The 24761-nt window shown below is 53.0% G+C and carries 17 protein-coding genes and 4 pseudogenes; 16 read left to right on the top strand and 5 right to left on the bottom strand.

The window, feature by feature from the left end; genetic code table 11:
• Positions 1-21: 21 nt before the first annotated feature.
• From AVI_RS25565 to AVI_RS31305, 9 genes are all read left to right on the top strand, one after another.
• Positions 22-1056, top strand: coding sequence for an ABC transporter substrate-binding protein (locus tag AVI_RS25565; RefSeq protein ID WP_012649079.1), 1035 nt, complete (start codon positions 22-24; stop codon positions 1054-1056).
• 146 nt (positions 1057-1202) lie between these two features.
• On the top strand, positions 1203-2246 hold the full coding sequence (locus AVI_RS25560) for an ABC transporter ATP-binding protein (protein WP_012649078.1): 1044 nt from the start codon (positions 1203-1205) through the stop codon (positions 2244-2246).
• On the top strand, positions 2243-3100 hold the full coding sequence (locus AVI_RS25555) for an ABC transporter permease (RefSeq protein ID WP_012649077.1): 858 nt from the start codon (positions 2243-2245) through the stop codon (positions 3098-3100). Before AVI_RS25560 ends, AVI_RS25555 begins: the two co-directional genes overlap by 4 nt.
• Complete coding sequence (locus tag AVI_RS25550) at positions 3097-3894, top strand: ABC transporter permease (RefSeq protein WP_012649076.1); 798 nt, start codon at positions 3097-3099, stop codon at positions 3892-3894. Before AVI_RS25555 ends, AVI_RS25550 begins: the two co-directional genes overlap by 4 nt.
• A gap of 11 nt (positions 3895-3905) precedes the next feature.
• On the top strand, positions 3906-5033 hold the full coding sequence (locus AVI_RS25545) for an NAD(P)/FAD-dependent oxidoreductase (RefSeq protein ID WP_041699620.1): 1128 nt from the start codon (positions 3906-3908) through the stop codon (positions 5031-5033).
• Complete coding sequence (locus AVI_RS25540) at positions 5014-5319, top strand: (2Fe-2S)-binding protein (protein ID WP_041699529.1); 306 nt, start codon at positions 5014-5016, stop codon at positions 5317-5319. The genes AVI_RS25545 and AVI_RS25540 overlap by 20 nt, the downstream gene beginning before the upstream one ends.
• The gene (locus AVI_RS25535; protein ID WP_012649074.1) at positions 5316-6710 is read left to right on the top strand and encodes an NAD(P)/FAD-dependent oxidoreductase; all 1395 of its coding nucleotides are present in this window, start codon (positions 5316-5318) and stop codon (positions 6708-6710) included. Before AVI_RS25540 ends, AVI_RS25535 begins: the two co-directional genes overlap by 4 nt.
• Before the next feature lie 223 nt (positions 6711-6933).
• Positions 6934-7626, top strand: a complete 693-nt coding sequence (traR, locus tag AVI_RS25530) for an autoinducer-binding transcriptional regulator TraR (protein ID WP_012649073.1) — start codon at positions 6934-6936, stop codon at positions 7624-7626.
• 1152 nt (positions 7627-8778) lie between these two features.
• Complete coding sequence (locus AVI_RS31305) at positions 8779-8952, top strand: hypothetical protein (RefSeq protein ID WP_156583134.1); 174 nt, start codon at positions 8779-8781, stop codon at positions 8950-8952.
• A gap of 1596 nt (positions 8953-10548) precedes the next feature.
• Here AVI_RS31305 and ipt read toward each other — a convergent pair.
• Positions 10549-11259 (bottom strand): adenylate dimethylallyltransferase Ipt, encoded by a 711-nt coding sequence (gene ipt, locus AVI_RS25515; RefSeq protein WP_012649069.1) that lies wholly within the window; start codon positions 11257-11259, stop codon positions 10549-10551.
• A 1166-nt stretch (positions 11260-12425) separates the two neighbouring features.
• Between ipt and AVI_RS31610 the strand changes: the two genes are divergently transcribed.
• Positions 12426-13037, top strand: a complete 612-nt coding sequence (locus AVI_RS31610; protein ID WP_012649068.1) for a transposase — start codon at positions 12426-12428, stop codon at positions 13035-13037.
• Positions 13003-14066, top strand: a protein-coding gene (locus AVI_RS30055; RefSeq protein ID WP_174083776.1) for an IS630 family transposase whose coding sequence is annotated in 2 segments (ribosomal slippage) — positions 13003-13494 and positions 13497-14066 — 1062 coding nt in all. Because the reading frame shifts where the segments join, the coding sequence is not laid out codon by codon here. Before AVI_RS31610 ends, AVI_RS30055 begins: the two co-directional genes overlap by 35 nt.
• A 16-nt stretch (positions 14067-14082) precedes the next feature.
• Here the strand turns inward: AVI_RS30055 and AVI_RS25495 are convergent.
• Positions 14083-14328, bottom strand: coding sequence for a hypothetical protein (locus AVI_RS25495; RefSeq protein WP_139191521.1), 246 nt, complete (start codon positions 14326-14328; stop codon positions 14083-14085).
• Positions 14329-15366: 1038 nt separating this feature from the next.
• Complete coding sequence (locus AVI_RS25490; RefSeq protein WP_324611384.1) at positions 15367-17361, bottom strand: FAD-dependent oxidoreductase; 1995 nt, start codon at positions 17359-17361, stop codon at positions 15367-15369.
• Positions 17362-17868: 507 nt separating this feature from the next.
• On the opposite strand from AVI_RS25490, the gene iaaH reads away from it, so the two are divergent.
• Both iaaH and AVI_RS31605 read left to right on the top strand, forming a co-directional pair.
• Positions 17869-19257 (top strand): indoleacetamide hydrolase, encoded by a 1389-nt coding sequence (gene iaaH, locus AVI_RS25485; RefSeq protein ID WP_012649066.1) that lies wholly within the window; start codon positions 17869-17871, stop codon positions 19255-19257.
• Between the two features lie 831 nt (positions 19258-20088).
• Positions 20089-20681 (top strand): annotated as a pseudogene (locus AVI_RS31605) (transposase); the annotation flags it as partial.
• Here the strand turns inward: AVI_RS31605 and AVI_RS25475 are convergent.
• Positions 20679-21242, bottom strand: a pseudogene (locus tag AVI_RS25475) (IS5 family transposase); the annotation flags it as partial. The pseudogenes AVI_RS31605 and AVI_RS25475 sit on opposite strands and share 3 nt — an antisense overlap.
• A 53-nt stretch (positions 21243-21295) precedes the next feature.
• On the opposite strand from AVI_RS25475, the pseudogene AVI_RS30040 reads away from it, so the two are divergent.
• Both AVI_RS30040 and AVI_RS25470 read left to right on the top strand, forming a co-directional pair.
• Positions 21296-21438, top strand: a pseudogene (locus AVI_RS30040) (IS5/IS1182 family transposase); the annotation flags it as partial.
• 56 nt (positions 21439-21494) lie between these two features.
• Positions 21495-22715, top strand: coding sequence for an IS256 family transposase (locus AVI_RS25470; protein ID WP_012649065.1), 1221 nt, complete (start codon positions 21495-21497; stop codon positions 22713-22715).
• A gap of 49 nt (positions 22716-22764) precedes the next feature.
• Here the strand turns inward: AVI_RS25470 and AVI_RS25465 are convergent.
• Positions 22765-23028 (bottom strand): annotated as a pseudogene (locus AVI_RS25465) (transposase); the annotation flags it as partial.
• A 254-nt stretch (positions 23029-23282) separates the two neighbouring features.
• Between AVI_RS25465 and AVI_RS25460 the strand changes: the two are divergent.
• Complete coding sequence (locus AVI_RS25460; protein WP_234618232.1) at positions 23283-24725, top strand: IS4 family transposase; 1443 nt, start codon at positions 23283-23285, stop codon at positions 24723-24725.
• The last annotated feature ends 36 nt before the right edge of the window (positions 24726-24761 follow it).

The raw sequence follows: 24761 nt of genomic DNA, 5'->3' as shown, positions 1-24761 counted from the left end.
AATATCCCAGAGGAGAACGAAATGTTTATCAGATTCAAGATCGGGGTCGCTTGTGGCGTTTCGACGCTGGCGCTCGCAATGGCATCGGGGGCAGTAGCCCAGGATCAGCTGATCATCGCAGGCTATGGCGGTTCCACCGAAACCATTATCCGGGAAAAGATCCTTCCAAAATTCGAAGCAGCTAACAATGTCAAGGTGACCTACGTCGCCGGCAATTCGACAGATACGCTGGCAAAGCTGCAGGCGCAGAATGCCAATCAGGAAATCGACGTAGCGCTGATCGATGATGGTCCGATGGCAAGAGCGGTGTCGCTCGGCTTCTGCGCCCCGATCGCCGGCGTCGATTTTTCTACCCTCTACGACACTGCTGCTTTCCCGGACCACAAGGCATCGGGGCTCGGCATTGTTGCCACAGGCCTGATGTACAATAAGAAGGTCTTCGCCGACAATGGCTGGGCTGCTCCTACGTCGTGGAACGACCTGAAGGATCCGAAGTTCGCCGGTAAGGTTGTCATTCCTCCCATGAACAATGGCTATGGCCTCCTGACAGTTGTCATGCTCGCCCGCATGAACGGCGGCGGTGAGAAGAACATTGATCCCGGTTTTGCTGCGTTCAAAAACGATATCAACAAGAATGTCATTGCCTATGAGCCGTCTCCCGCGAAAATGACCGAGCTCTTTCAGACAGGGCAAGCCGTCTTGGGCGTTTGGGGTACCGCTCGCGTGCAGGCGTTGGCCGCCACCGGCTTTCCCGTCGATTTTGTCTATCCGGTCGAAGGCGCGCCGGCCGTCATGACGGCAATCTGCCCGGTCGCCAAGAAATCCGTCTCGCCACTGGCCCAGGCGTTCGTCAAGACTATGCTGTCGAAGGAAGCCCAAGAAATTTTGGCGGAGGAAGCAGGTTCTGCTCCTGTCCTGAAGGACGCTGTCGTAAAGTCTCCAGGAATGATGCCTTATGGCGACGCAGCCAAGAAGCTCGTCACGGCGGATTGGGAAACCATCAATGCCGCCCGTGACGACTGGAACAAGCACTGGACTCGCGAGATCGAGCGATAACAGGGACACAATGCGTTTCCCGCCACGAAGTGGCTGGGAGACGCTCACTATGCCCTCATCGGACAAAGCAAGGTGAAAGCAACGCCGCCTTTCAGGTAACACTCGCCGACGCCGTATTGTCCGTTTTCTATTTCAAGGAGAATACTGTGTCCTATCTTCGTCTGGATAGACTGCGCAAGGTCTACGGGCCCGCCGTCGCCGTAGACGGCATCAACCTCAATGTTGAAAAAGGGGAGTTCGTATCGCTCCTCGGCCCGTCCGGTTGCGGGAAAACAACCACCCTTCAGATGATTGCCGGGTTTGTGGAGCCGACGTCAGGCAGTATTAGTCTCGATGGTGCCGAGCTTTTGAAGCTTCCGCCCAATCGCCGGGGCCTTGGAATCGTATTTCAGAGCTACGCCCTGTTTCCGCATATGACAGTTGCCCAAAACCTGTCTTTTGGGCTGGAAATGCGCGGGGTGTCGAAGGCCGAAATAACCAAGCGCGTCTCTGAGATGCTCGATATTGTTGGCCTTTCCGACAAGGCGGCTCGCTATCCCCGCCAAATGTCCGGCGGTCAGCAACAACGCGTTGCGCTCGGCCGCGCGCTCATCATAAAGCCTGCAATCCTGCTTCTCGATGAGCCACTTTCCAATCTCGACGCAAAAATGCGCGAGGAAATGCAGATCGAGTTGAGGCAGATACAACAGACCCTCGGCACGACGACCGTTCTCGTTACCCATGATCAGCACGAGGCTTTGGCTCTTTCTGACCGTATCGTTGTGATGAGCGCTGCGAAAGTCGAGCAGATCGGCACACCCCAAGACGTTTACGAAACTCCGGCCACTCCTTTCGTGGCGTCGTTTCTGGGCAAGACGAACGTCTTCGAGGGAACAACGTCCGCAGACGGCCTGACGTTTGGCGATTACACCGTTCCATTCAGTCGTACCCACGAAGGCCGGGTGTCTTTCTCCGTCCGACCAGAGAAAATCTCGATGTCGTCTGAGACCCAGCCTGGTTTGCGGGGTCGGGTGAAAACGCGCGTCTTCCAGGGCGACCACTGGCTCCTCCAGATCGATACGGCCGCAGGTCGCGCGATTGTCGTCAGTCCAAATAATGGCACTTTCATTCCTCTCGAAAACGCCGAGGTCTGTCTCACCGTCAAGCCGGAAGACCTGATCGTCAGTAAAGCGGCGGGGGAGCGGATATGAGCGTCCGCCGCGAAGCTTACATTTTAACGACGCCGGCAGCGCTACTTTTTCTTGGTATCGTTGCCGTACCTCTCGTCATGACGGTCATCCTTTCCCTCAATGAATGGAGCTCGACCGAGGGCATCATTCCGGTTCTGGTGACCAAAAACTACAGGGAAATATTCTCCGACAGCTACTTTGCGGAGATTTTCTTCCGAACTCTCCGGATATCCCTCCTGGTGACGTTGACCAGCATTCTCATCGGTGTGCCGGAGGCGTACATTCTCCGACGCATGCGTGAACCCTGGCGCTCCATGATGATTCTGGTCGTCATCGGGCCGCTGTTGGTTTCCGTCGTGGCTCGAACGCTTGGCTGGGCGCTGATCCTAGCTGGTAACGGTATCCTTTCACAAAGTCTGCAAAAGCTGGGGCTCGTCAACGCGCCTGTCTCGCTGATGTTCACGGAAACGGGGGTCGTCATAGCGCTGACACACGTTCTCGTGCCGTTTATGGTCCTCGCCGTATGGGCCTCGCTCGGGCGCATGGATCCGTCGACCGAGCGGGCGGCCTCGTCACTTGGGGCCGGACCGGCGACTATTTTCAGGCGTATTGTTCTACCCCAAGCAATGCCCGGTATTTTATCAGGCAGTATCGTCGTCTTCACGCTTTCCGCCAGCGCCTTTGCAACGCCTGCGATTATCGGGGGCAGGCGGCTCAAGGTGGCTGCAACGCTCGCCTATGACGAGTTCCTGAATACGCTGAACTGGCCGCTTGGTGCCGCGATCGCCGTCCTATTGCTGATCGGCATCGTGTTCCTTGTCATCGGATGGAATCGTCTCGTGGAACGTCGCTACTCACAGGTATTTTCGTCATGAAAAATGGGCCCATCGCACTTCTGTTCAACACCCTCTTTGTAATTTTCCTTCTGGCACCGATGGTGCTCGTTTGCCTGATCGCGTTTACGCCGGAGAACTATCTCGCATTGCCAACCAACGGTTTCTCATTGCGTTGGTTTCAACGGCTAACCGAACGACCGGAGTTCTTCGAGTCGTTTAAAACGAGCGTCGGAATTGCACTTGCATCAACTGTCATAGCACTGCTGTTCGCTGTCCCGGCTGGCCTCGCGATCGCCCGCTATCGTTTCCTCGGTCGCGCAGCCTTGAATGCGCTGTTTCTGTCACCGTTGATGCTCCCGCATGTGGTTCTTGGTATTGCCTTTCTTCGCTTCCTGACCGAAATCGGCATTTCCGGTACCACGACAGGCCTAATCATCGGGCACATCGTGATCGTGTTCCCGTTCGCAATGCGTATGATCCTTGCAAGCGCCTCGGGGATGGATATGCGGATCGAAGACGCGGCCGCTTCCCTCGGCGCCGGTCGACTGACGATATACAAGCGGATCATTCTGCCGCTGATCGTACCGGGAATTGCAAGTGGCTTTGCATTATCGTTCATTCAAAGTTTTGACGAAACCACGATGACCATCTTCGTCGCATCGCCGACGACAACCACGTTGCCGGTCCAGATGTTCAACTACATTCAGGATAATATCGACCCACTCATCTGCGCCGTCTCCGCGCTGCTTATTCTTTTCACCGTTATCCTCATGGTGATCTTGGATCGGTTGTACGGACTTGAGCGCCTCTTCGTTGGTGAGGGTCAGGCGTGATATCTGCAGCCATGAATTCTAATCGCGACGAGAGTGACGTCGTCGTCATCGGCGGGGGCGTCGTAGGGATGACCCTCGCTTATGGTCTGAGCCAGCGAAACCAGTCCGTCATAGTTCTTGATGAGGGCGATGATGCCTTTCGGGCCTCGCGCGGCAACTTTGCCTTAATTTGGGTTCATGGCAAAGGTCTGGAGAACCCCGCTTATGCCCGATGGAGCGCAACGTCTGCAAACCTTTGGGAGAGCTTTGCAAGTGAGCTTTCGGACGAGGCAGAGATGCCTCTTTTTTACTCCCGGCCTGGCGGTTTCATCGTGTGTCTTAGCGAAGACGAGCTTGAGCAACGGGCCTTTGCTCTTCGGAGGTTGCACAATATCGCTCCTGATACCGCTAGCTTCGAAATCCTCGACCATGCTCAGATGAAAAAGATGATGCCGGGCATCGGCCCGGACGTGGTAGGTGGCACTTACAGCGCCGCAGACGGACACATCAATGCGCTCCGGCTGCTCGGAGCGCTTCACAAGGTAGCGAACCAGCGTGGTGTCTCGTACCGGGCTGGTGAGCATGTCGCGACAATCACGCCCTCGAGCAGTGGATTCCGTGTCCGTAGCGCAAGCGGCGAGGTCTCGTGCAACAAGATTGTCCTCGCCGCGGGGCTTGGCAATAAAGATCTTGCGCCGATGGTCGGACTTACCGCCCCGGTCGCACCTGAACGGGGACAGATCATCGTCACCGAAAAGCTCGAACATTTTCTCGACTATCCGACCGGGTCCGTCCGTCAGACGAACGAAGGGGGAGTTTTGATTGGAGACTCGAAGGAAGATGCAGGATTCGACAAGAGCACTGACAGCAGAACGCTGGCAACGATCGCCAAACGCGCTGTTCAAACGTTTCCGCGGTTGGCATCGGCTCAGATCGTTCGAACCTGGGGTGCTTTGCGAGTGATGAGTCCTGATGGATATCCGATCTACGATGAGTCGATAACCTGTCCAGGCGCTTACGTCGTCACCTGTCATAGCGGCATAACATTGGCGGCCGCTCACACCCGAATTATAGCCGAAGCGATTGCCGCTGGCGATTGGCCGGCGGTTCTCGACCCCTTTAGCGCACGGAGACTTGCCCATGTTCCGGCATCTGAGTGAAGCAAAGGTGACCGTCTGCCTCACCGTCGACGGCCATTTGGTTGCCGCCTCACCTGACGATACAGTCGCCACGGCGCTGCTTATTGCAGGCGTAACCCCTTTTCGGAAGACCCCGGTAAGCGGCGCGCCCAGGGCGCCTTACTGCGGCATGGGCGTGTGTTTCGACTGTCTCGTTACGATCGATGGTGAAGCAAACCGACAGGCATGTCTGACGCCTGTTCGCGAAGGAATGACGGTTACGACCGGCGTTCCCGGCCCAAGCCACAAACGGAATACGCGCGCATGACCCGGGAACTCATTGATATTGTCATCATCGGTGCTGGCCCGGCCGGTATGTCTGCCGCAGTCGAGGCTCGCAATGCCGGACTATCCGTAACTTTGATCGACGAAGGCATTGGAGCCGGTGGCCAGATATATCGATCTGTCTTGAACGAGCGTCCGGACCTGGGGACCATCCTGGGCCCTGATTACCTAGCTGGCCGGCAACTGGCCGAAGATTTCCACGCATGCGGGGCAACCTATTTGCCCCGCACAACAGCATTCATGATCGAGCAAACAAGCGAGCAACTTTCTATTGGCATATCCGCCGCCGGTCGAGCACGCTTCATCGGAGCGCGGTTCGTAATTATCGCAACTGGTGCGCTGGAGCGCCCATTTCCAATCAAGGGATGGACACTGCCTGGCGTCATGACCGCAGGCGCTGCTCAGACGATGTTGAAGGCAAGCGGGACTGTCCCTGGCGGCAGCACGTGCCTCGCAGGCTGCGGCCCGCTCCTGTATCTGCTCGCGGCACAATATATTCGGGCTGGCGTGAATGTCTCAGCTGTTCTGGATACGACGCCATGGTCAAATGCTATCAGGGCTTTGCCATTTGCCCCAGCGTTCCTTGCCACTCCTTACTTCCGGAAGGGCATCAAGCTGATGCGCGAAGTCCAAGCGAAGGTGAGGGTAGTCCGCGGCGTCTCAACGCTCGAGGCGGTAGGCGAAAATGATCTTACCAGTGTAAAATATACGCTGCGTGGCAAGAGCCACACGGTAGAGGCTGAAACACTTCTTCTACACCAGGGTGTCGTACCGCAAGTTAATCTCGCGATGTCGGTCGGTGTCAGGCACGACTGGAACGACGAGCGATTGGCTTTTGAACCTGTCCTCGATGACTGCGGTCAGACTTCGGTGCGAAACCTTTTCATTGCCGGGGATAGTGCCAGCATCAGCGGGGCCGAGGCAGCATCTTGCAGGGGTCAACTTGTGGTGGCGGGCATTCTCAAGATGCTCGACAACAAGTCGCGAGATGCCAGTAAAAGCGAAGCTGCGGCACGGAAACAGCTCCGTAAAGCCAGCCGCGGACGCCTGTTTCTCGAAAAGCTCTATCGGCCCGCGCCTCAGTTCCGAATGCCGGCAGACGACGTGATCGTTTGTCGGTGTGAGGAGGTACGGGCGGGGGAGATCCGCGCAATTGCAGCTCGCGGCGCGAAGGGCCCGAACCAGGCAAAGGCTTTCAGTCGCGCTGGAATGGGGCCGTGCCAGGGTCGATCGTGCGGCCTAACAGTATGTGAGTTGATAGGAGATGCGACCGCTCAACCGCCCGGCCAAGTGGGATACATGAATATTCGAGCACCTGTTAAACCTGTTACCTTGGGTGAAATGGCCCGCAGCCAAGACTATCCGTCTGATTGACCGATGTATCTGGTGCATATCCATAAAGAAAGGATTGTATCGCAAAGGACTTTTTTGTCGTTGTGGAAGAATTGGTAGCCTTCTCTTCCTATCTCCATGCCTTAACTTGCAACGGTTTGCTTAACCGTCCTCTATTTATTTCATTCTGTATATCGCCCTAAGGGAGGGACAATGCTCAACTGTTCCATCTGACAAAATACGGAGATGAATAATGCAGCACTAGCTGGACAAGCTGACTGATCTTGCCGCGATCGAAGGCGATGAGTGCATCCTGAAGACCGGGTTGGCGGACATCGCCGATCATTTCGGCTTCACCGGCTATGCCTACCTCCATATCCAGCACAGGCACATCACCGCCGTCACCAACTATCATCCCGAGTGGCAGTCGGTCTATTTCGACAAGAAGTTCGACGCTCTCGACCCGGTCGTCAAGCGCGCAAGATCCCGGAAGCACATCTTCACCTGGTCTGGCGAGCACGAGCGACCGACACTGTCGAAGGACGAGCGTGCCTTCTATGCCCACGCAGCCGATTTCGGCATCCGCTCCGGCATCACCATACCCATCAAGACTGCCAACGGCTCGATGTCGATGTTCACGCTGGCATCAGAGAAGCCGGTGATTGATCTCGATCGGGAAATCGATGCAGTGGCAGCCGCGGGAACCATCGGGCAGATCCATGCCCGTATCTCATTCCTCCGCACCACCCCTACCGCGGAAGATGCCGCATGGCTCGATCCGAAGGAGGCCACCTATCTGAGATGGATTGCCGTCGGCAAGACGATGGAGGAGATCGCCGACGTCGAAGGGGTCAAGTACAACAGCGTCCGCGTCAAGCTTCGCGAAGCCATGAAGCGCTTCGACGTCCGCTCCAAGGCTCACCTAACCGCGCTGGCAATCCGACGAAGACTCATTTGAGGGGGGTTAACCATCCAAGTTTTGCGAAGCGCCGATCCGAGCGCTTCCATCGCATGGATGGTACGCTCGCTCCTCTCGTTTTCCAAACCCGAGTTCACCTTCTATTTGCACGTGGTCGAAATAGCTTACAAGGCCAAACCGATCGAGCTTTCATCGCTGAATATCGGCGGCTCCATTTGTCACCAATCCGAAACGTATCCCCATTTGTTGAAACGCCAGCATGGTCGTCACTGCCTCGTCTACGAGTTGGATGCTCGCGCTTCTCGCTCTTGTAAAGAGGTCGCTGAACGTAGTCCCCTCGTGCTGCGATCCGAGAGCGGCTATGCTAGCCCGAGCCTCCGTTGTCATAATTTCACGGGCCTGGTTGATCCCGCCGAACGATCCAAGGCGAACTTCTTTCGCTTGCTCGGATGACGTCCAAAATTCGTGCAGCGCGGTTTCGACGCGGAACGCAGCACCAACTAACTTGTGTAGCTGAGATGTTCCAACTCGGTGGCCACACCGAGAATGATTGCCCTCCGATTCCTGCCAGGATAGTATCATCCAGATCAAAAAGGATCGTTTCAGGTCTACGGAGGGTCATAACAACAGACCATGCTTCAGACGTATCCGGAAGAGCCAAAACGCTATTTCGATCGTATGACTGCAACTCTCGGCCGGCTGCAGGAGGGGGAGATCTTCTGCGTTGTCGGTACGAGGCTCAATGCCAAGCGCATACACACCTGATTGGTAGGGCTCGCCGTATCGCCAGCTTGTTGAGGTGCCTGCGGCAGAAGAACAACCCTACCGATATGTCGAGCAACGGGTTTGACAGTAGGATGGGATCGGACTTCGGGATACCACGGTTATCAATGGCATCCACACGTCCGCCGTACCTTTTATGGGGCACAGGTGGATGAACCAGCAGCTTCGCCGCCAGGAGTTTAGGTAAACCTGTTAACTCCGGAGGCCTGAGGCTGTCCGAAACAACGTGCGCCTTCACCTCGTCCGGCCAGTGCCGGGGAACCTCGTGTCCTGGCTTCCTAGGGGTGAGAATCTCCAATGGACTCTCCATGGAGAAACTCCTGTTGCGCGTCCTTTGGAAAAGCGATCACAGATTTGGATGGGGAGGACGACGTTGGGGCAGAACATCGGTTATAGAGTCTTGAAATTATGAACGAATTTACCAATGCACAAACTAATAAAGATGACTTAGCAATAAATCCTGCCAACAAAAGACGTCAGGGCTTACGTGAACCACGAATTCTGCTTGCAATAATTGGTCATTTGAATGTGCTGCTTTTTCTGCTTCTCCCGACCCCACATAAAGATGATTTAGGCCAATAAAGTCATGCGTCTGACGTATGCAGTGATCTATTTTACCGCTAAGTCGCGAAAGTTGGGCCGGCAAATTGGACTTTCCCGCCCCGATCCTTCTATTTAATGGCCAACTTACCGGGGGTCCATACCACAAAATCCTTCCAATTTTACAATGACCAAGATAGCTATTCTCGGCGCAGGGAACCTTGCTCTCACCCTTGCCGGCGATATCGCTCTGAGGCTCAGCGGTCGAGTCCATGCCGTTATCTGGGCACCACCTTCCAACCGAAGCAATTACACTCAAGTCAGAAGCATAGTCACGCTGCAACTGGTAGGCCCGACCTATGGAGGCAGCTTCGAGCCGCAGTTGGAGGATGATCTCCAAGCCATAATCTCGGACGCAGAGTTCGTCTTTCTGACAGTTCCAACGTTGGGACATGAGGGTATTCTACGGCAGTTGCTGAATCCGACCTGAGTCACTCTGTGCTCGTAGCTTTGCCGGGCAGTGCAACGTCTTTGACTTGCAAGAAAATCCTATCCCCCAGTTTGTCGCCTGCTGCAATCATTGAGTCAACCACATCCCCATATGCCTGCCGCCGTGTGGGTAAACGCGTTAATATGCTTGGCGTGAAAACCTGTTTCGAGGTTGCGGCAACACGGCCTCTCAGCGAGGATCTCACAAGTCGCTTTGAGGCGCTTTTCCCAAACCGACTGCAGTGGTACAAAAATACTGCCTCCATATTTTTATCGAATACCAACCCGGTTGCACATCCTCCTGGCATACTAGCGGCAAGAGTCGCGATGAATGCGGGCTGAGCCCTCTCCCGAAATTCTACCGGGGGTTTGTGCCGCAAGCGATCGAGCGTGTTCTCGCATTAGACAATGAACGCCTTGAGATTGTTCGCGCGCTCGGTCAACACTCTGAAACAGATTTCGAATACTCGAAAAAATGGTATGGAGGGCAGGCCCCAGCAATGAACTCTGTTATCGAGGAGGCCGGCCTTGTTCTCGAGGAGAACCTCTTTGAAACTGGCCGAACTCTTGCTTCGCTGGGGTTAGCTCGCGCGCCCCTGAATCGCATCGTTGAGGCACTCAATGGAAACTGAAATCCGTCTCTCAGCTTGATCTGATGTAATATATTGTGATGCATAGAAGCATCCAGGGTGTGTTTTAATTTTCTGTTTTGCGAGAGGTTTGAATAATGTCTGGCACGTTCGATACAATTGGCCAGCACTACTGTATAATATATTATATTGTGAAATATTACGCATTTTCTTATTATAGATTCACAAATAAATTTAGTTTTAAACAAATAATCTACAAACAAAACGAAAACACAATATAATAACAAACTATATCGACAATTCCGATATTTAACATTGCGAATAAACACCAAAAACGCAAATAGGAACATAAAAGCGTTTATTCAAACATACATATTACATTAACGACAATAGAATGTCGCCCTTATACCGGGAAACTTAGCAACAAAGTCCCCGTCAGGTCGCATCATAATAAACACACTGCGTACAATTTTATTAGCTATATAACAGTAGTATTGTACGCCTTAGAAGTAGGGAGCAACGGTATTTTGGAGAATTGCGCAGATAGGCAAGCCTACTGCTACTGAAATGGAGGTCCCTCCCCACCAGCAAGCGAGGGCAAGGGAAGTTCTTGTTCCTGTTGACGGGCGTAGCAGAGATATTCATGCGCCATACCGTGCACCAACTGCTCAAGTTGACGACGGTTCAGGCTTGTAAGTGCATCCATCTCCAGACCCTGCTTCCCAGCAAATTCTATAGCATAACGATAGCCACATATTCCCTCAAGTGTGGCTCTCAGCGCAGTTGTCTTCCAGACAGAGACCAGTTCTCCCAAAAATGAATTTCCCTGCTCATCCGGTTGCATCATCTGATTGATCCTCTTCTTCGCCGCTGCCAGAAAAATCTCTTCACCGCCGAGGTGAAGTCGGGTGACATGCCATGTAAAGCCACAATTCCAATAGCTGCTTTGAGCCATACGTTTGAACAGTGAGATTGAGCCCCCCTCAAGTATCACCCCACCCTCGGGCTTGTGAGCTTCGACTGCTGCGACGAGACATTCATGAGCTCGTTCAGCGCTGATTACACCTTCATCAAGCGATCCTTCAATCAGGTAAATACGCCTGGTTCCTTGAAATTCTGCAGCAGAAGGTCGCCCACCTCCAACAGAAAGCTGGGAGTAGCATTGGATTCGGTCCAGTACTATCACAGGAAAACCAGTTCTTTTAGCAAGAGCTATTGCAACTGAAGTTTTTCCCGTAGATGTCGGCCCGAAGATCAAGTGTGCTTCCATATTTTGTCTGCTCAATATCTTGTAGTTTTGAGCGCTTGGGTTTGGATTTGCAAAATGGCCAATTTATAGAGCGATATCTCATATGGTAACATTCAGTATAACTGATTGACGGTCAAATCGATTAGCTCTCTCAACAACTGGTGGGGACACCATTCGACTTTTGGTAAGGCGCGCCGCATTTGTTGAAATCTCAAAGGTGAACTGAGCAAGTGGCCCAGACAATGAACTGCTGACCTTTATAGTCTGTACAGCGACGATCTGTAAGAAGCAACAATAGTGAAGCGATGACGGAAGTGCTTACGTCTTCCCTACAACGACAAACTTTTTCCAATTAAGTCTTCGGAGGTGGCCCACCCTTCGCATACAGCCGCCCCGCACTAAGAAGGAATATTGACTAATTGCTCCAGAGCGCCAGCAAGCGGGGTCAATCATTCTGTCGTTTTGCAATCACCTACAGACAAAGGCGAGGCATTTGATGTTTCGGCAGGTGGGAAGCACTCGATTGACACTTACACTTTGATATATCCTGCCATCAGCCACTCGATCATATAGGAGGCGAGCAATGATGGTTCTGGCTCAACGATGAACCAGTTGGAAAACGGCGAAGCTGTTCGTCGGATACGCAGTCACCACGACGGGCGAGCCAGGAAAAGCTTCAAGCGCGACGAGAGGAGATGAAAGCTTTCGGAATAATGTTTCACCTCCTTATGTCGATGGCGGATGACGCTTTTTTTCCAATAGAATCAACTACGTGGACTTGGTAGGCACACTTGGCAATATCGAGATCAACAACACTAACTTGAGCATCATGAACCTCCGGGTTGACACGTCTCCATCATTTCTCGCGGCTGCCTCCGGCGGAAGGGGGCCATACCATCATACAAGACGACCGTTCTTCTCCCTGGCGGATCTGGAAGCCAACGCGCCGAAAGGCGGGGCAAAAGCGGCGCCGCGATCTCACCGGCTGCCATCGAGATAGCACGGCGGTTCGATGCACCGTTTACGATCGAGCGTATTAATGTGTCGGCCACGGTAGCGGCGGAATAGTCCAGCCGCGGGTGAAGTAAAAATCGGCGACCTATTTCCTTCTGCAATGAGCGCAGGAGGAACAAGGGATCTACAACTTGGAAATATATCTCAAGGTTCGTCTGGCGGTCTGAGAAGGGATGACGCAGCGTCAGGCAGCGAAGCGTTTCAACGTACCGCCCGACAGCGTGGCTAAGATGGTAGCCTATTCGACGCCCCCTGACTATCAGGGGCGTTCACCGATCCTGCGTCCGAAGCTGGATGCGTTTGTTTCGACGATCGAGCATTGGCCTGATGAGGATCTGAAGGTTCCGCGCAAGCAGCAATGTACGACCAAGTTGGTGTTTGACCGGCTGTATGAGAAGTGCGGGTTAACCGACGGCGCCACGATCATCAAGGATTACATGCGCGAGCGGGATCAGCGCCGTCACGAGGTGTTCGCGCCGCTGTCGCATCCGCCCCGCCATCCGCAGGCCGACTTCGGTGAGGCGACTGGGGACATGCTTCAGCCTGATGTGCTGGTGGCGATGTTGCGGCTAAATGATCTTGGCCGGAGCGCCAAACGCCTTTCGAAGGAGTTCGGATGCGGTCATCAGGACCTCTGGCTCAGAGGATATGTCGACTTATACCAGCCTGCGTTGAGGCTGACTCAGGTTGTGGATTCCCAAAGCGATGAAAGTGTGAATCAATGGCGTCCTGCATCGAAAGGACGTGGCGATGGGACAAGCGATCGGCTTGCGGGAAGATTTTGACGGAGCGTCGCTCCGGCGACTGGCGCGATTATCAAAGAGCGCGCCGCAGGCCCGGCGACTGCTGGCCCTGGCGCAGATCTACGAGGGGAGCAGCAGGAGCGAGGCCGCAAGGATTGGCGGGGTGACCCTTCAGATCGTGCGGGACTGGGTGATCCGGTTCAATGCCCGTGGCCCCGACGGTCTTCTGGACGGCAAGGCGCCGGGCAAGCCGTCGATCCTCAACGATGCCCAGCGTCGTGCGCTGGTCGAGGCGGTCGAGCGCGGGCCGATCCCGGCGATCCATGGTGTCGTGCGTTGGCGGTTGATCGACCTTGTGTATTTGCTGCACGAGGAGTTCGCGGTGTCGCTCGACGAAACCACCGTGAGCCGCGAGTTGAAAAAGCTGGGCTATGTGAAGCTGACCGCGCGACCACGTCATCATGCGCAGAACGAGCTGGCCATGGAGACATTCAAAAAGGGGGCTTTGCTGCCGAAGTGGCAAAGGTCCGGACAAGCCTCCCGAAGGGCACGTCCATAGAAGTCTGGTTCCAAGACGAGGCCCGCGTCGGTCAGAAGAACACCATCACACGGCGCTGGGCCAGACGCGGAACACGACCCTCGGCGCCCAAGGACCAGCGCACGAAATCGGCCTACATCTTCGGAGCCATCTGCCCCGAACAGGGCAAGGGTGCCGGGCTGATCCTGCCCTTTTGCAACACAGAAACGATGTCGCTACATCTCGCTGAGATCGCGCTCGCCGTAGCGCCGGGCGCGCACGCCGTGGTGTTGATGGACCAGGCCGGATGGCACATGACCGACAAGCTCGAGGTCCCCGACAACATCAGCATCATCGCGCTACCCGCCAAGTGTCCCGAGCTGAACCCGGTCGAGAACGTTTGGCAATTCATGCGCGATAACTGGCTTTCCAATCGCGTTTTTACCTCCCACGACAATATTCTCGACCACTGCTGCGAGGCTTGGAACAAGCTGGTCGATCAGCCTTGGCGCATCATGACCATCGGCCGCCGAAAATGGGCTCGTCAGTTCTGATCAATGCAGGTTGGTATTAGTCGTGATCGACTGCCGCGGCGAGATCATTACCCGCCATCCGCACTTCTGAGGAAAATTCGCGGCGTTGACATACCTGCCGCTGGTCGAGCAGAAAATCTCGGCTGAAATGCGCGATTTTAAAACTGTCGATCCAAGTTCTGCCGCCTGTCGGCAAGAAGAAGCGATATCCTGCCTTGGACCTTACCGTCATCCACGCGGTGGAGCCTAACCCTCCAGCCAGCCGCAAGCGTATAAATTGCAAGCTACTGACCGATCTTGAGGTGAATAGCTGCGAGGACATAGTCGGAAAAATAAAATGGTACGCGATGCGCTGGAAGATTGAGGTCTTCTATAAGATCCTCAAGTTCGGTTGCCGGGCCGAAGACGCGAGACTACGAACGACCGACAGATTGGCAAACCTCTTTGCCGTATTTTGCATCATGAGCTGGTCAGTGCTCTGGTTGACGATGCTCGCGCGCACTTGCGCCAGAAACACCACCAACCGCGCCTCTCATCGAATAGGAAATCGATATCCTCGATCAAATGGTCAGCAACGCAGGCAACAGGCAGGCGACGCTGAGATCGTTAAACTTCTATCTCATCAAACTCGCTCGTTTGGGCGGTTACCTTGCAAGAACATCAGATCCGCATCCGGGAAATACGGTTGTCTGGCGCGGCCTCAGTCGGCTGACAGATATTCGCCTTGGAACCGAAATGCGGCGACACTCAAATGTGGGTAATTGCAAGCAACGCCGGAGGGGTGCGACGGATGCACGGATGCACGGATGCACGGATGCACGGATGCACGGATGCACGGATGCACGGATGCACGGATGCACGTGACATCACCATATATCCTGTCAAGACTTACACAATAAGGGCGCCGTTGTCTTCCAGGAGAATTCAACGTTGTAATTGTTTGCTATTGCCCTGTTTCAACATTTGACTTTGGAGCAGGTAGACAGGCGACCTTTGACCAAATTCTTTCTCGCTAAATAGCTGACGCTAGCATTAATCAACCCAAATTTTAAAAAAAATTCCATAATATAAATACATTTCGAAGTATTGCTAGAAGATGTATTAATGCTTTAATAAGCATTCCATTATCGCTCTGAAATACTTTTGCAATTAAATTTGCGTTTGGTACCATCCATTATAATACTTACTACTCTAATTTGCAATTATTTTCGCTATTTTTCACATATACACATAACTAGAATATTTTATTACATTATACGAAATAAAAAACGTAACGTTATGCGTTATAGCATCCTTTTTATGTCTACAGGTAGACACTACTCTAGTAATGATAGTTAACGAACTCGTTTGTCAGGGGGTTATCGCCGCTAATTAAGCCGCCAGCATCTCTAATCGTTGCCATCGCAGCGTTACATGCAGTCTGGATAGCGCCCTCCACCCATCCGCCAGAAAAGGAACAACTGCACCCGGCCAAACAGACACGTCCATCAGGCTCTCCGTTCAGTCGAAGCGGCTGAAAGAAAAGCCTTTTTGAATAGACGTCTTCGCATCGGCGATTTAACTTGAAAGCACCGCCTGCATATGGGTCCAGAATCCAGTCGTGCTGGATGATGTTGTTATCGTAATCCCCATCAGCCGGCTCAAGCAAATCCGCAAATCTAGGATATGATTTTGCGAGATCGCGCTTCAAGATTTGAAATCTTTCTCCTTTATCGAATGTCAGGAGTTTATGGGAATCGTCTTCCCAAGTGTAGCTCAAAAGTACAAGGCCTTTTCCGCTCGGTTTATCAGGCTCGTAATCCAGACAGTAAACTGCTTTGGCAACACCGGTTGTCAGTATGCAGGAAGGGAGTTCTTCAGCTTTCCAGAACTTATTCTGCGTGAGAACAAACAGCTTTGATGAGCCTGTCATGTGGCTGTTCTCGATCGCTTGGTTAACGTCGTAAGAAAAAAAGCTGTCATCATTGGTTAAGAGATGCCTCAACTGAATATTCGTAAAGCCAGATGTTACGATCACGCGATCAAAGGTTGCATGCATTCCTTCGCCAATAGCTAGCGAGATTCCTGACTCGGTCCTAATTATCTCCTTCACCTCTTTGTGGATTATCCGATCCCGGATTGAATATGACCCAACTTTCTGCTGAGATAGCCTTCGTGGGATTTCCTCTATTCCATCAAGCAGCAACATTACATTGTCTTCATAGCCATTCACTATCAACCGCAATATCTCGATGAAGCCGCACCCAAATACCGGACCGAATCCGCCCGACCCCACTCCGAGCTCTTTGAATAGCTCCATGTCGACATCTCTGGTCCATTTCTCCCCACCTGGTGGGTGAGCACCCCTAAAGATTCTCTCTATTCCGGACGAAAATGTTTCGCTGCTGAAGGCATCCAGCCACTTCTGCCAAAGCGAGGAAGCGAACTCATAGTTACGAAGCCGGAGACACTCAGTTAGTGTAAACGGGGACGCGAATGCTGCAACACCATCTACAAAACCCGCGTGCAAGAATGTACGCCAGCCTTTATGAACTCGATTGAAAATTGCTGGGGGGAGGCTATGAGCTTTCCAGTTGTAGCTTCTCCCGCGGTAGTACAAGCCGGTATCAACCGTTCCTGGATTTGGAAATTTAGTCATTGCATTGATTCCTAGATATTCCAGCAGGTAGAACAAGCAAGCTTGGCTGCGAGGAAACCTCATTGCACCAAGTTCCGCGCAGACCGACGGTTCGCCTTTGAAGAAGTGTGTGTGGGCTCTACCTCCCACCACGTTTTTGGCTTCGAATATGGTAACGTCGTCGATACCGTTTCGCAGCAAAAGTGTTGCGGAAACCAATCCTGAAATACCGGCTCCAATGACGGCAACTTTTGGTTTTTTAGTTTCTTTAGGGAAAGAGGTGACCCCTTCGCTAAAAGCTCCTCCCTCGAGAAATCCGCGATAGTCGTAGAGAACATCGATTTGAGGAAACTCACAACTGACGCCCCTAGGCATCAAATTTCTTCCAAACGCGACAGGAGAGTGCACACTGTCTTTTGTGATCGAATAACCAGAAATTACCGGAAAATCCTTCCCAAGACTTGGAGACTTTTGCATTAGAGCCATCTGCAGCGGTAGGACCAAGAAATATGCTAAATCTTCAAAGGAATATTCGTAGCTTGTGACTAGTGCTGCAGCTTGCATCAGCAGGACTTGAGGGACTTGCTCATCATAGGGCGGCAAATCCGTTACGAAGATTTTCCCAAGCGGGGCGTCATCATGAGGCATTGTCGAAAGTAAACCTTCCAGCACGGTTTTGCTTGTGTAAGCGAACCCCATCAATATTTGTCGACAGACGCTTGCTCTGTGCCCCCTAGGATGCAAGCAAATCTCGCAAATGTTGGTTTGCCGCGTCTTCTCGAGCTCATCTTTCAAGCGACCTTTATCTTCAATGTTGAGCAAGTTCTTGGTGGAGTAGCTTCTGTTTGTGATTCTAGAATAGAAAAAATTAGCCATTGAAAATAAGAAATATTTCGATGCTGTTTCTGCTCTGTGCTTAAAGCATCTTTTATAGAAGTAACTTTTAACCGAAAAATCATTTTGATTAATAGTGTAGGTCCCACGAAGACAATTTGCAGAGCTGGTCTGGAGGGTTGTGCGGAAGAAAAGTCTTCAATCTGCAACAGTATCCTTGCACGCCTATTCAAAATTGAAGGGACCCACTGTCGGGCAAAGTCAACTCATTGAATTTAACCCCGTAATTGGCGGTGTAATTGTATTACAAAATTATAATTAAGGGTACTCGTCATATAATATCAAAAAAATAGAGCCGGTCTTGCTAGTAAAATGGTTGAAATATCATCAATTTCGCAGACGTTGAGAGCTCTAAGGAGGAAACAGTATTCATGTCGGGACCTAGTTGAGTCTTTGGTCTCCCGTTCGGAATCTGCAACCCACTTGAACGCCTTCGCTGCAACTGACTGGCTTCATCTAAGAAATGAGGCAGATCGTGTGGATAGGAACGGATCCGGCGGGGTGGGCCTTATGGGTATCCCCCTTTGTTTCAAAGCAAACATAGCGACTGGAATATTCCCGACGTCCGCTGGCACACAGGGACTGCTTCGGCACAAGCCAGCTATTCCGGCAAAGATAGTAGAGCGACTTCATTCAGCCGGTGCACTGATTGGGGCGTCTGGAAATATGCACGAGTTATCTTTTGGTATAACAAATGACAACAAGACGTTTGGTCCCGCACGAAACCCTTGGAACCAGGCTCTGATCTCTGGTGGATCGAGTGGGGGCGTTGCTGTCTCGGTAGCAGCCAATTTGATGTTGGGCGGCATAGGAACTGACACCGGCGCTTCTGTTAGGCTTCCGGCGGCACTATGTGGGGTTGTTGGTTTTCGTCCAACATTTGGCAACTATCCAACCGATGGCATTGTGCCGGTGAGTCCGTCGAGAGACACTCCTGGCCTCATTGTCCGCTCGGTTGAAGATGCGGTTCTATTGGATCGGATCATTCGCAACAAGTGTCCTACTCAAAATATGTCACTCAAGGGGCTTCGGTTGGGTCTGCCTCGATCCCACTTCTTTGATAATCTCGAACCGCATGTTGCGGCAGCCTCGGAACGAGCAATTCGACGTCTGGCTACCAACCAAATGACGTTCGTGGAAGCGGACATTCCGAATGTTGCGGAGCTAACCCGCAAAGTGAGCTTGCCAGTTGCTATTTATGAGTTTCCCCGAGCGCTCATGGCCTATCTCTCGTTTCACGGGATTGGAAACACGTTTGATGAGTTGATACAGAATATTCAGGATCCACAGGTCTATGACCTCGTGCAATCTCAACTATCAAAAGGACTTATTTCAGAGTCGGTCTACCGGAGGGCGCTTCGGTGCTACAAGCCCAGGCTAAAAGCAACATATGAGAATTATTACTCCTCCAACGGCCTTGACGCTGTTTTATTTCCTTCAGTTCCCCTAACCGCCAAACCAGTAGGGCTGCAGACTACGCTTGTACACAACGGCGTCGAGACTGATACCTTTGGAATTTTCGTTCGAAACCTAGATCCTAGCAGTAACATCGGGCTGCCAAGCTTGAGCGTCCCAGTGTCGTTGACACCCGACAGGCTACCGGTTGGAATACAGATCGAGGGCCCGTTTGGGTCGGACGATATGGTGTTAGCGATCGGGCGTGCTGTAGAGGAAATGGTCAAATTCGGTCAAGAATATTAGTAATATTTAATTTCAGTAAGTTTCCTTTGCCCATTAGTGGGGTATGTAGCAAACATATATTATTTATTTTTATGTTTTTGCAATTCATTTTCTATATTATATAAATACCGCTCCAATTAAACCTCGCAGAACCCTAACTAAATATTAGCATCATTAACATCCATCGCATTTTCAATAACGGGAATTCTCAATATATTGTAAAAATCGTGATTTTAATTAATAAAGTATAACGCGTCATACTTACGTTTGTATTATTAGAAATATTGAACAAACAATTATATTAAAGACGGACACCGAAACTTACGACATTTGACGGCTTGGGGTCCAATCTTGCTTCTCAATGAACTACGGAATCAATTATTTTATCACAATTTTTTCTTCTTATGACGACGAGCTTAATTGAACAATAAGAATGCTACGGCTAGGATTATTTGATTGCGGGTACTCATCACAAATTACAGCATTTTGTTTACATGACAATACATCCTGCCACCAGCCACTTGGTCGTGTAGGGGGGCGATGCTGTTTATGGCTCAACGATGCACCGTAAGCGGCAAGGCGACCCCGTCTGGCGAAGAGGGTTAGCGGTCGGATATCGGTAGCGGACGTTGTCAGCCGAAGTGAGCTTCTATGTCTGCGCCTAGGCTGTGGTGACGATTTACGTTTTTGGGATTCCCGCGGGGCGTCAAATCAGGTTCAACACTGGCTTTTGGAGTTCGGTGATGGATTGCGATGCACTGCGGGATGATGATCAGTGGGAGCGGATCAAGGGTTGGACTTGCCCGGAAGAAGTGGAGAGCGAATCCCTAACCTTTGATAGGATTTCGCCCTATGACGAACACGAAGAAGAATTCACCCGGCCGCCACGCCAAGTTCACAGATGCTTTCAAAGCTGAGGCTGTCCGACTTGCGCGCACCAGCGGCAGGCCGTTGCGTGCAATATCCGATGATCTTGGCGTTGGGCTCTCGACGCTTGGGAAATGGGTGAGCGCCCACAAGGAAGCCGACCTGCTTTCTGGACCACACGAAGATACTGCCAAGGAACTGGCGCGTCTTCGCAAGGAAAATGAAATTCTGCGTCAGGAGCGCGATTTATTAAAAAAAGCAGCCGCCTTCTTTGCAAAGGAAACCATGAAATGAAATTCAAGGTCATTGCGGCAGAGAAGGCCAATGTTCCTGTTCAGCGTGCCTGCACGCTTCTGGGTGTCAGTGAAAGCGGATATTACGCTTGGGACATATGCAAACCAAGCCTGCGGCAAAGGACGGACATGGTTCTTTTGGCTCATATCCGGGCTCAGTTCACCACCTCACATGAAACCTATGAAAGCCCACGCATGACGGTGGAACTGAAGGAAGACGGGGTTTGCGTCGGTCGCCACAGGGTTGCTCGCATCATGCATGACAATGGTTTGAAGGCATTGCAGATGCTTGAGCCAGGGCCAGCGCTTGCTCACGCTATCGAGCATCAACTGCGCCCCGGCGCTGTCGGAGATGTCGGCGGGTGTGAGATTGACCATCAGCAAGCGGCCATCGGTATCGACCGCGATGTGGCGCTTGCGTCCAACGATCTTCTTGCCGGCGTCGTAACCTCTTTTCTTTGCTGCTGGAGCCTTGACCGACTGGCTATCGATAACCCCGCCCGTCGGGCTCGCTTCGCGTCCCGAGCGCTGGCGGTCGAGCATCAGCGCGACATCATGGATCGTCTGGAACATGAAACGCCGGACGAAGCGACGAAACCACCAATAGACGGTCTGCCATGGCGGGAAATCCTTGGGCAGCATCCGCCAACCGCCGCCCGAGCGCGCCAAATAACGGATCGCGTTCAAAACCTCGCGCAAATTCGTCTCAACTGGACGACCGTTCCTACGCGCGCCGGGTAGGAAAGGCTGTATGCAGGCCCATTCCTCATCGGTCAGATCCGTCGGGTAGCGTTTCGTCTTCTTGGCAATGTCGGCCATTCGGCCACGCGTCGTTGAGGTCCACATCCCAAGCTTGAATCACATGACACAAAGCCGTTCAAGGGGTTCTCAAACAGTCTCTCACCGAGATGCTCGCCGTTCTTGCCCGTGAGTCCGATCTGGAATGGCTGATGATCGACAGTACCATTGTGCGGGCGCATCACCATGCCGCCGGTGCACGACAGTCAAAAGGGGGGCGGATGCCCAAGGCATGGGTCGGTCGGGAGTGTCAGGAATTTCGTGTACGGGCGTGCATAATGGGTACAAAGGAGATCACCCATGGCACGACGGAAAGAGCCTATTATCCCGGATAGTATTTTGGACCAGCTTCTGGCGGGTTCGGACGCGAAGACAGCTTTCGAGAGCAATGGACTGCTCGATCAACTGAAGAAGGCGCTGGCAGAGCGGGCTTTGAATGCAGAGATGGATCATCACCTCTCTGGCGAAACGACCCCCGGCAACAGCCGGAATGGCTACGGCCGCAAGACGGTGCTGACGGATAGCGGCTCGCTTGAGCTTTCCATCCCGCGCGACCGGCAGTCGAGTTTCGATCCTCAATTGCTTGCCAAATATCAGCGCCGCTTCCCAGGCTTCGATGAGAAGATCGTATCGATGTACGCGCGAGGCATGAGCACGCGCGAGATCGTCGGGCATGTCCAGGAGCTTTACGGCATCGACGTGTCGCCAGACTTGATCTCGGCCGTCACCGACGCGGTGCTGGACGAGGTGGCGATATGGCAAGCGCGGCCACTAGAGCCGGTCTATCCGCTGGTATTCTTCGATGCGCTGCGGGTCAAGATCAGGGATGAAGGCCACGTTCGCAACAAGGCGGTGCATATTGCGCTCGGCGTACGAGGCGATGGCACGAAAGAAATTCTCGGCCTCTGGATCGAAACCAACGAGGGCGCGAAATTCTGGCTGCGGGTGATGAACGAGCTAAAGAACCGTGGCGTCGAGGACATCTTGATCGCCGTCGTTGACGGCCTGAAGGGCTTTCCCGAGGCCATCAATGCAGTCTTCGCAGAAACGACGGTGCAAACTTGCATCGTACACCTGCTACGAAACTCGCTGGATTTTGCCTCTTGGAAAGACCGCAAGGACCTGGCCCGAGAGCTGAAATCCATCTACGGCGCTATCGACGACAAGGCGGCGGAGGCGGCCCTGACGACGTTCGAGGGTGGCTTCTGGGGCCGAAAATTCCCCGCCGTCGCCCAGATTTGGCGGCGAGCCTGGCAGGAGGTCATCCCCTTCTTTGCCTTTCCCAAGGACGTGCGCCGGATCATTTACACCACGAACGCCATCGAAGCGCTGAACTCCAAGCTGCGCCGCGCTGTCCGGGCAAGAGGCCATTTCCCAAATGACGACGGTGCGACCAAACTTCTCTATCTGGTCTTGAACAGATCGGAGAAAGAGTGGAAGATGCCACCCAGGGAATGGGCGATGGCAAAATCGCAGTTCTCAATTCTCTTTGCGGACCGCTTTCAGGCCGCAAGGGCGTAGACGCGAATGTTCAACCGCACGCCCGTACACGAAATTCCTGACACTCCCCGTTGGCCTGACGAAGCTCGCGGTTCTCCCGCTCAAGAGCCTTCATCTTCTCAACCACATCGCTCCGCAATCCAGCCCGCTTACCAGTATCCACCTCAGCCTTTTTGACCCACTCATGGAGTGTATGCGGCGCACAGCCTATTTTGGCCGCTATCGATGAGATCGCGGCCCAACGGGACGGATGTTCGGCTTCATGGTCCAAAACAAGCCGCACCGCTCGGGCCCGAACTTCAGATGAAAATTTGTTTGTTGTCTTGCTTGTCATGGCTCCACTTTCTCACGAGTTGGAGCCTCCGGTAAACACGGGGCGGTTCACACGGGCAAAATCAGTCGACATTTACTCGCGTGTGACATATGACTTCAAAATCCTCAGTGGTCGCTTCGACGTAAGCCTCCGTTGAATCTTGCAATTACCCATAAGTAGCTGACTCCTTTGGGAAAACTTTCGTTGAAATCTTGAATTGAAAGAATCACTTGTGATTCTGTGTCGAGCACCTGATTCTTTTGAGGCGGTGCTTTATGTCGGTTCGTGACGATGTGATGGCTGATAGTGACGGCCATTGGAGCAAGCAGGAAATAGACGCGGGGTGTTTCAAGGATGTTCGCCTTGGCCGACGCTGCACAGAACTTTTACGACAGCTCGGGGAGCACATGGGCGGCTCTATTCCTTTCGCCTGCCAGGATTGGGCCAACACGAAAGCGGCTTATCGGTTTTTCTCCAACCCGAATGTTGAGGAAGGCGATATCCTCAACGGTCATTTCGCCGCGACCGCTCAGCGCTACGATGCTTCCCAAGGTCCGATCCTGGTGCTGCGGGACACAACTGAGTTCACCTATCAGCGCCGTAATCCGCATGCCGTTGGCTTTACCAAGAGCGTCAACAGTGGCCGAGACAAACAGGAGCGGCTGCGCCACCACACGGTCTGCGGAATATTGATGCATTCGAGCCTTGCTGTAACTTTGGATGGGCTACCCTTGGGGTTGGCGGCCGTCAAATTCTGGAGCCGCGACAAGTTCAAGGGCACGGCCCAGCTCAAGCGCAAGATTAATCCGACGCGTGTTCCGATCGAAACCAAGGAAAGCATCCGTTGGCTTGAAAATCTGCGGCAATCCGTCGGCCTGCTTGGCCAACCTGACCGATGCATTCATGTAGGCGATCGCGAAAGTGATATCTACGAACTCTACTGCCTGACCAAGGAGCTTGGCACGCACTTCGTCGTGCGCACGGTCGTCGACAGGTTGGCTGGCAACGGGGATCACACGATATCGGCTGAAATGCGCGATGTTGAAACTGCCGGACGGCACCTTATCGAAGTTCGCGCCGATACCGACGAGGTCACTAAAGTCCACCTGGATATCCGATTCAAACGGATCCGGGTGTTGCCGCCCATCGGCAAGATGAAACGATATCCTGCTTTAGACCTGACCGTCATCCACGCGGTGGAGCCCAACCCTCCGCCCGGCAGCAAGCGCATCGAGTGGAAGCTACTGACCGATCTTGAGGTACATAGCTGCGAGGATGCCGTCGAAAAAATCAAATGGTACGCGATGCGCTGGAAGATTGAGGTCTTCCATAAGATCCTGAAGTCGGGTTGCCGGGCTGAAGATGCAAGATTACGAACGGCCGATCGACTGGCAAACCTCGTCGCCATGTTCTGCATTATGAGCTGGAGGGTGCTCTGGTTGACAATGCTCGCGCGCAGTGCGCCCGAAATACCGCCAACTGCGGCCCTCACCGAACAGGAAATTGAAATTCTTGATCAAATGGTCAGCAACGCAGGTAACCGGCAGGCGACGCCGGGATCGCTAAACTTCTATCTCACCAAACTCGCTCGTTTAGGTGGTTACCTCGCAAGAACATCAGATCCGCCACCAGGAAATACGGTCGTCTGGCGCGGTCTCAGCCGGCTGACGGACATTCGCCTCGGAACCGAAATCGCAGCGACACTCAGATGTGGGTAATTGCAAGCCGTTGAATGCCGCAGTTCAGACCCTTAC

The organism is Allorhizobium ampelinum S4, from assembly GCF_000016285.1.
Taxonomy (GTDB): Bacteria; Pseudomonadota; Alphaproteobacteria; order Rhizobiales; family Rhizobiaceae; genus Allorhizobium; species Allorhizobium ampelinum.
This window is presented reverse-complemented; position numbering and strand designations above follow the sequence as displayed.

What these genes read in the sequence shown, in the direction of transcription:
- AVI_RS25565 (WP_012649079.1), top strand. Translation starts at nt 22, where the DNA reads ATGTTTATCAGATTCAAGATCGGGGTCGCTTGTGGCGTTTCGACGCTG.
- AVI_RS25555 (WP_012649077.1), top strand. Translation starts at nt 2,243, where the DNA reads ATGAGCGTCCGCCGCGAAGCTTACATTTTAACGACGCCGGCAGCGCTA.
- AVI_RS25550 (WP_012649076.1), top strand. Translation starts at nt 3,097, where the DNA reads ATGAAAAATGGGCCCATCGCACTTCTGTTCAACACCCTCTTTGTAATT.
- AVI_RS25545 (WP_041699620.1), top strand. Translation starts at nt 3,906, where the DNA reads ATGAATTCTAATCGCGACGAGAGTGACGTCGTCGTCATCGGCGGGGGC.
- AVI_RS25540 (WP_041699529.1), top strand. Translation starts at nt 5,014, where the DNA reads ATGTTCCGGCATCTGAGTGAAGCAAAGGTGACCGTCTGCCTCACCGTC.
- AVI_RS25535 (WP_012649074.1), top strand. Translation starts at nt 5,316, where the DNA reads ATGACCCGGGAACTCATTGATATTGTCATCATCGGTGCTGGCCCGGCC.
- AVI_RS31305 (WP_156583134.1), top strand. Translation starts at nt 8,779, where the DNA reads ATGAACGAATTTACCAATGCACAAACTAATAAAGATGACTTAGCAATA.
- ipt (WP_012649069.1), bottom strand. Translation starts at nt 11,259, where the DNA reads ATGGAAGCACACTTGATCTTCGGGCCGACATCTACGGGAAAAACTTCA.
- AVI_RS31610 (WP_012649068.1), top strand. Translation starts at nt 12,426, where the DNA reads ATGACGCAGCGTCAGGCAGCGAAGCGTTTCAACGTACCGCCCGACAGC.
- AVI_RS25490 (WP_324611384.1), bottom strand. Translation starts at nt 17,361, where the DNA reads ATGGGGTTCGCTTACACAAGCAAAACCGTGCTGGAAGGTTTACTTTCG.
- iaaH (WP_012649066.1), top strand. Translation starts at nt 17,869, where the DNA reads ATGGTTGAAATATCATCAATTTCGCAGACGTTGAGAGCTCTAAGGAGG.
- AVI_RS25470 (WP_012649065.1), top strand. Translation starts at nt 21,495, where the DNA reads ATGGCACGACGGAAAGAGCCTATTATCCCGGATAGTATTTTGGACCAG.
- AVI_RS25460 (WP_234618232.1), top strand. Translation starts at nt 23,283, where the DNA reads ATGTCGGTTCGTGACGATGTGATGGCTGATAGTGACGGCCATTGGAGC.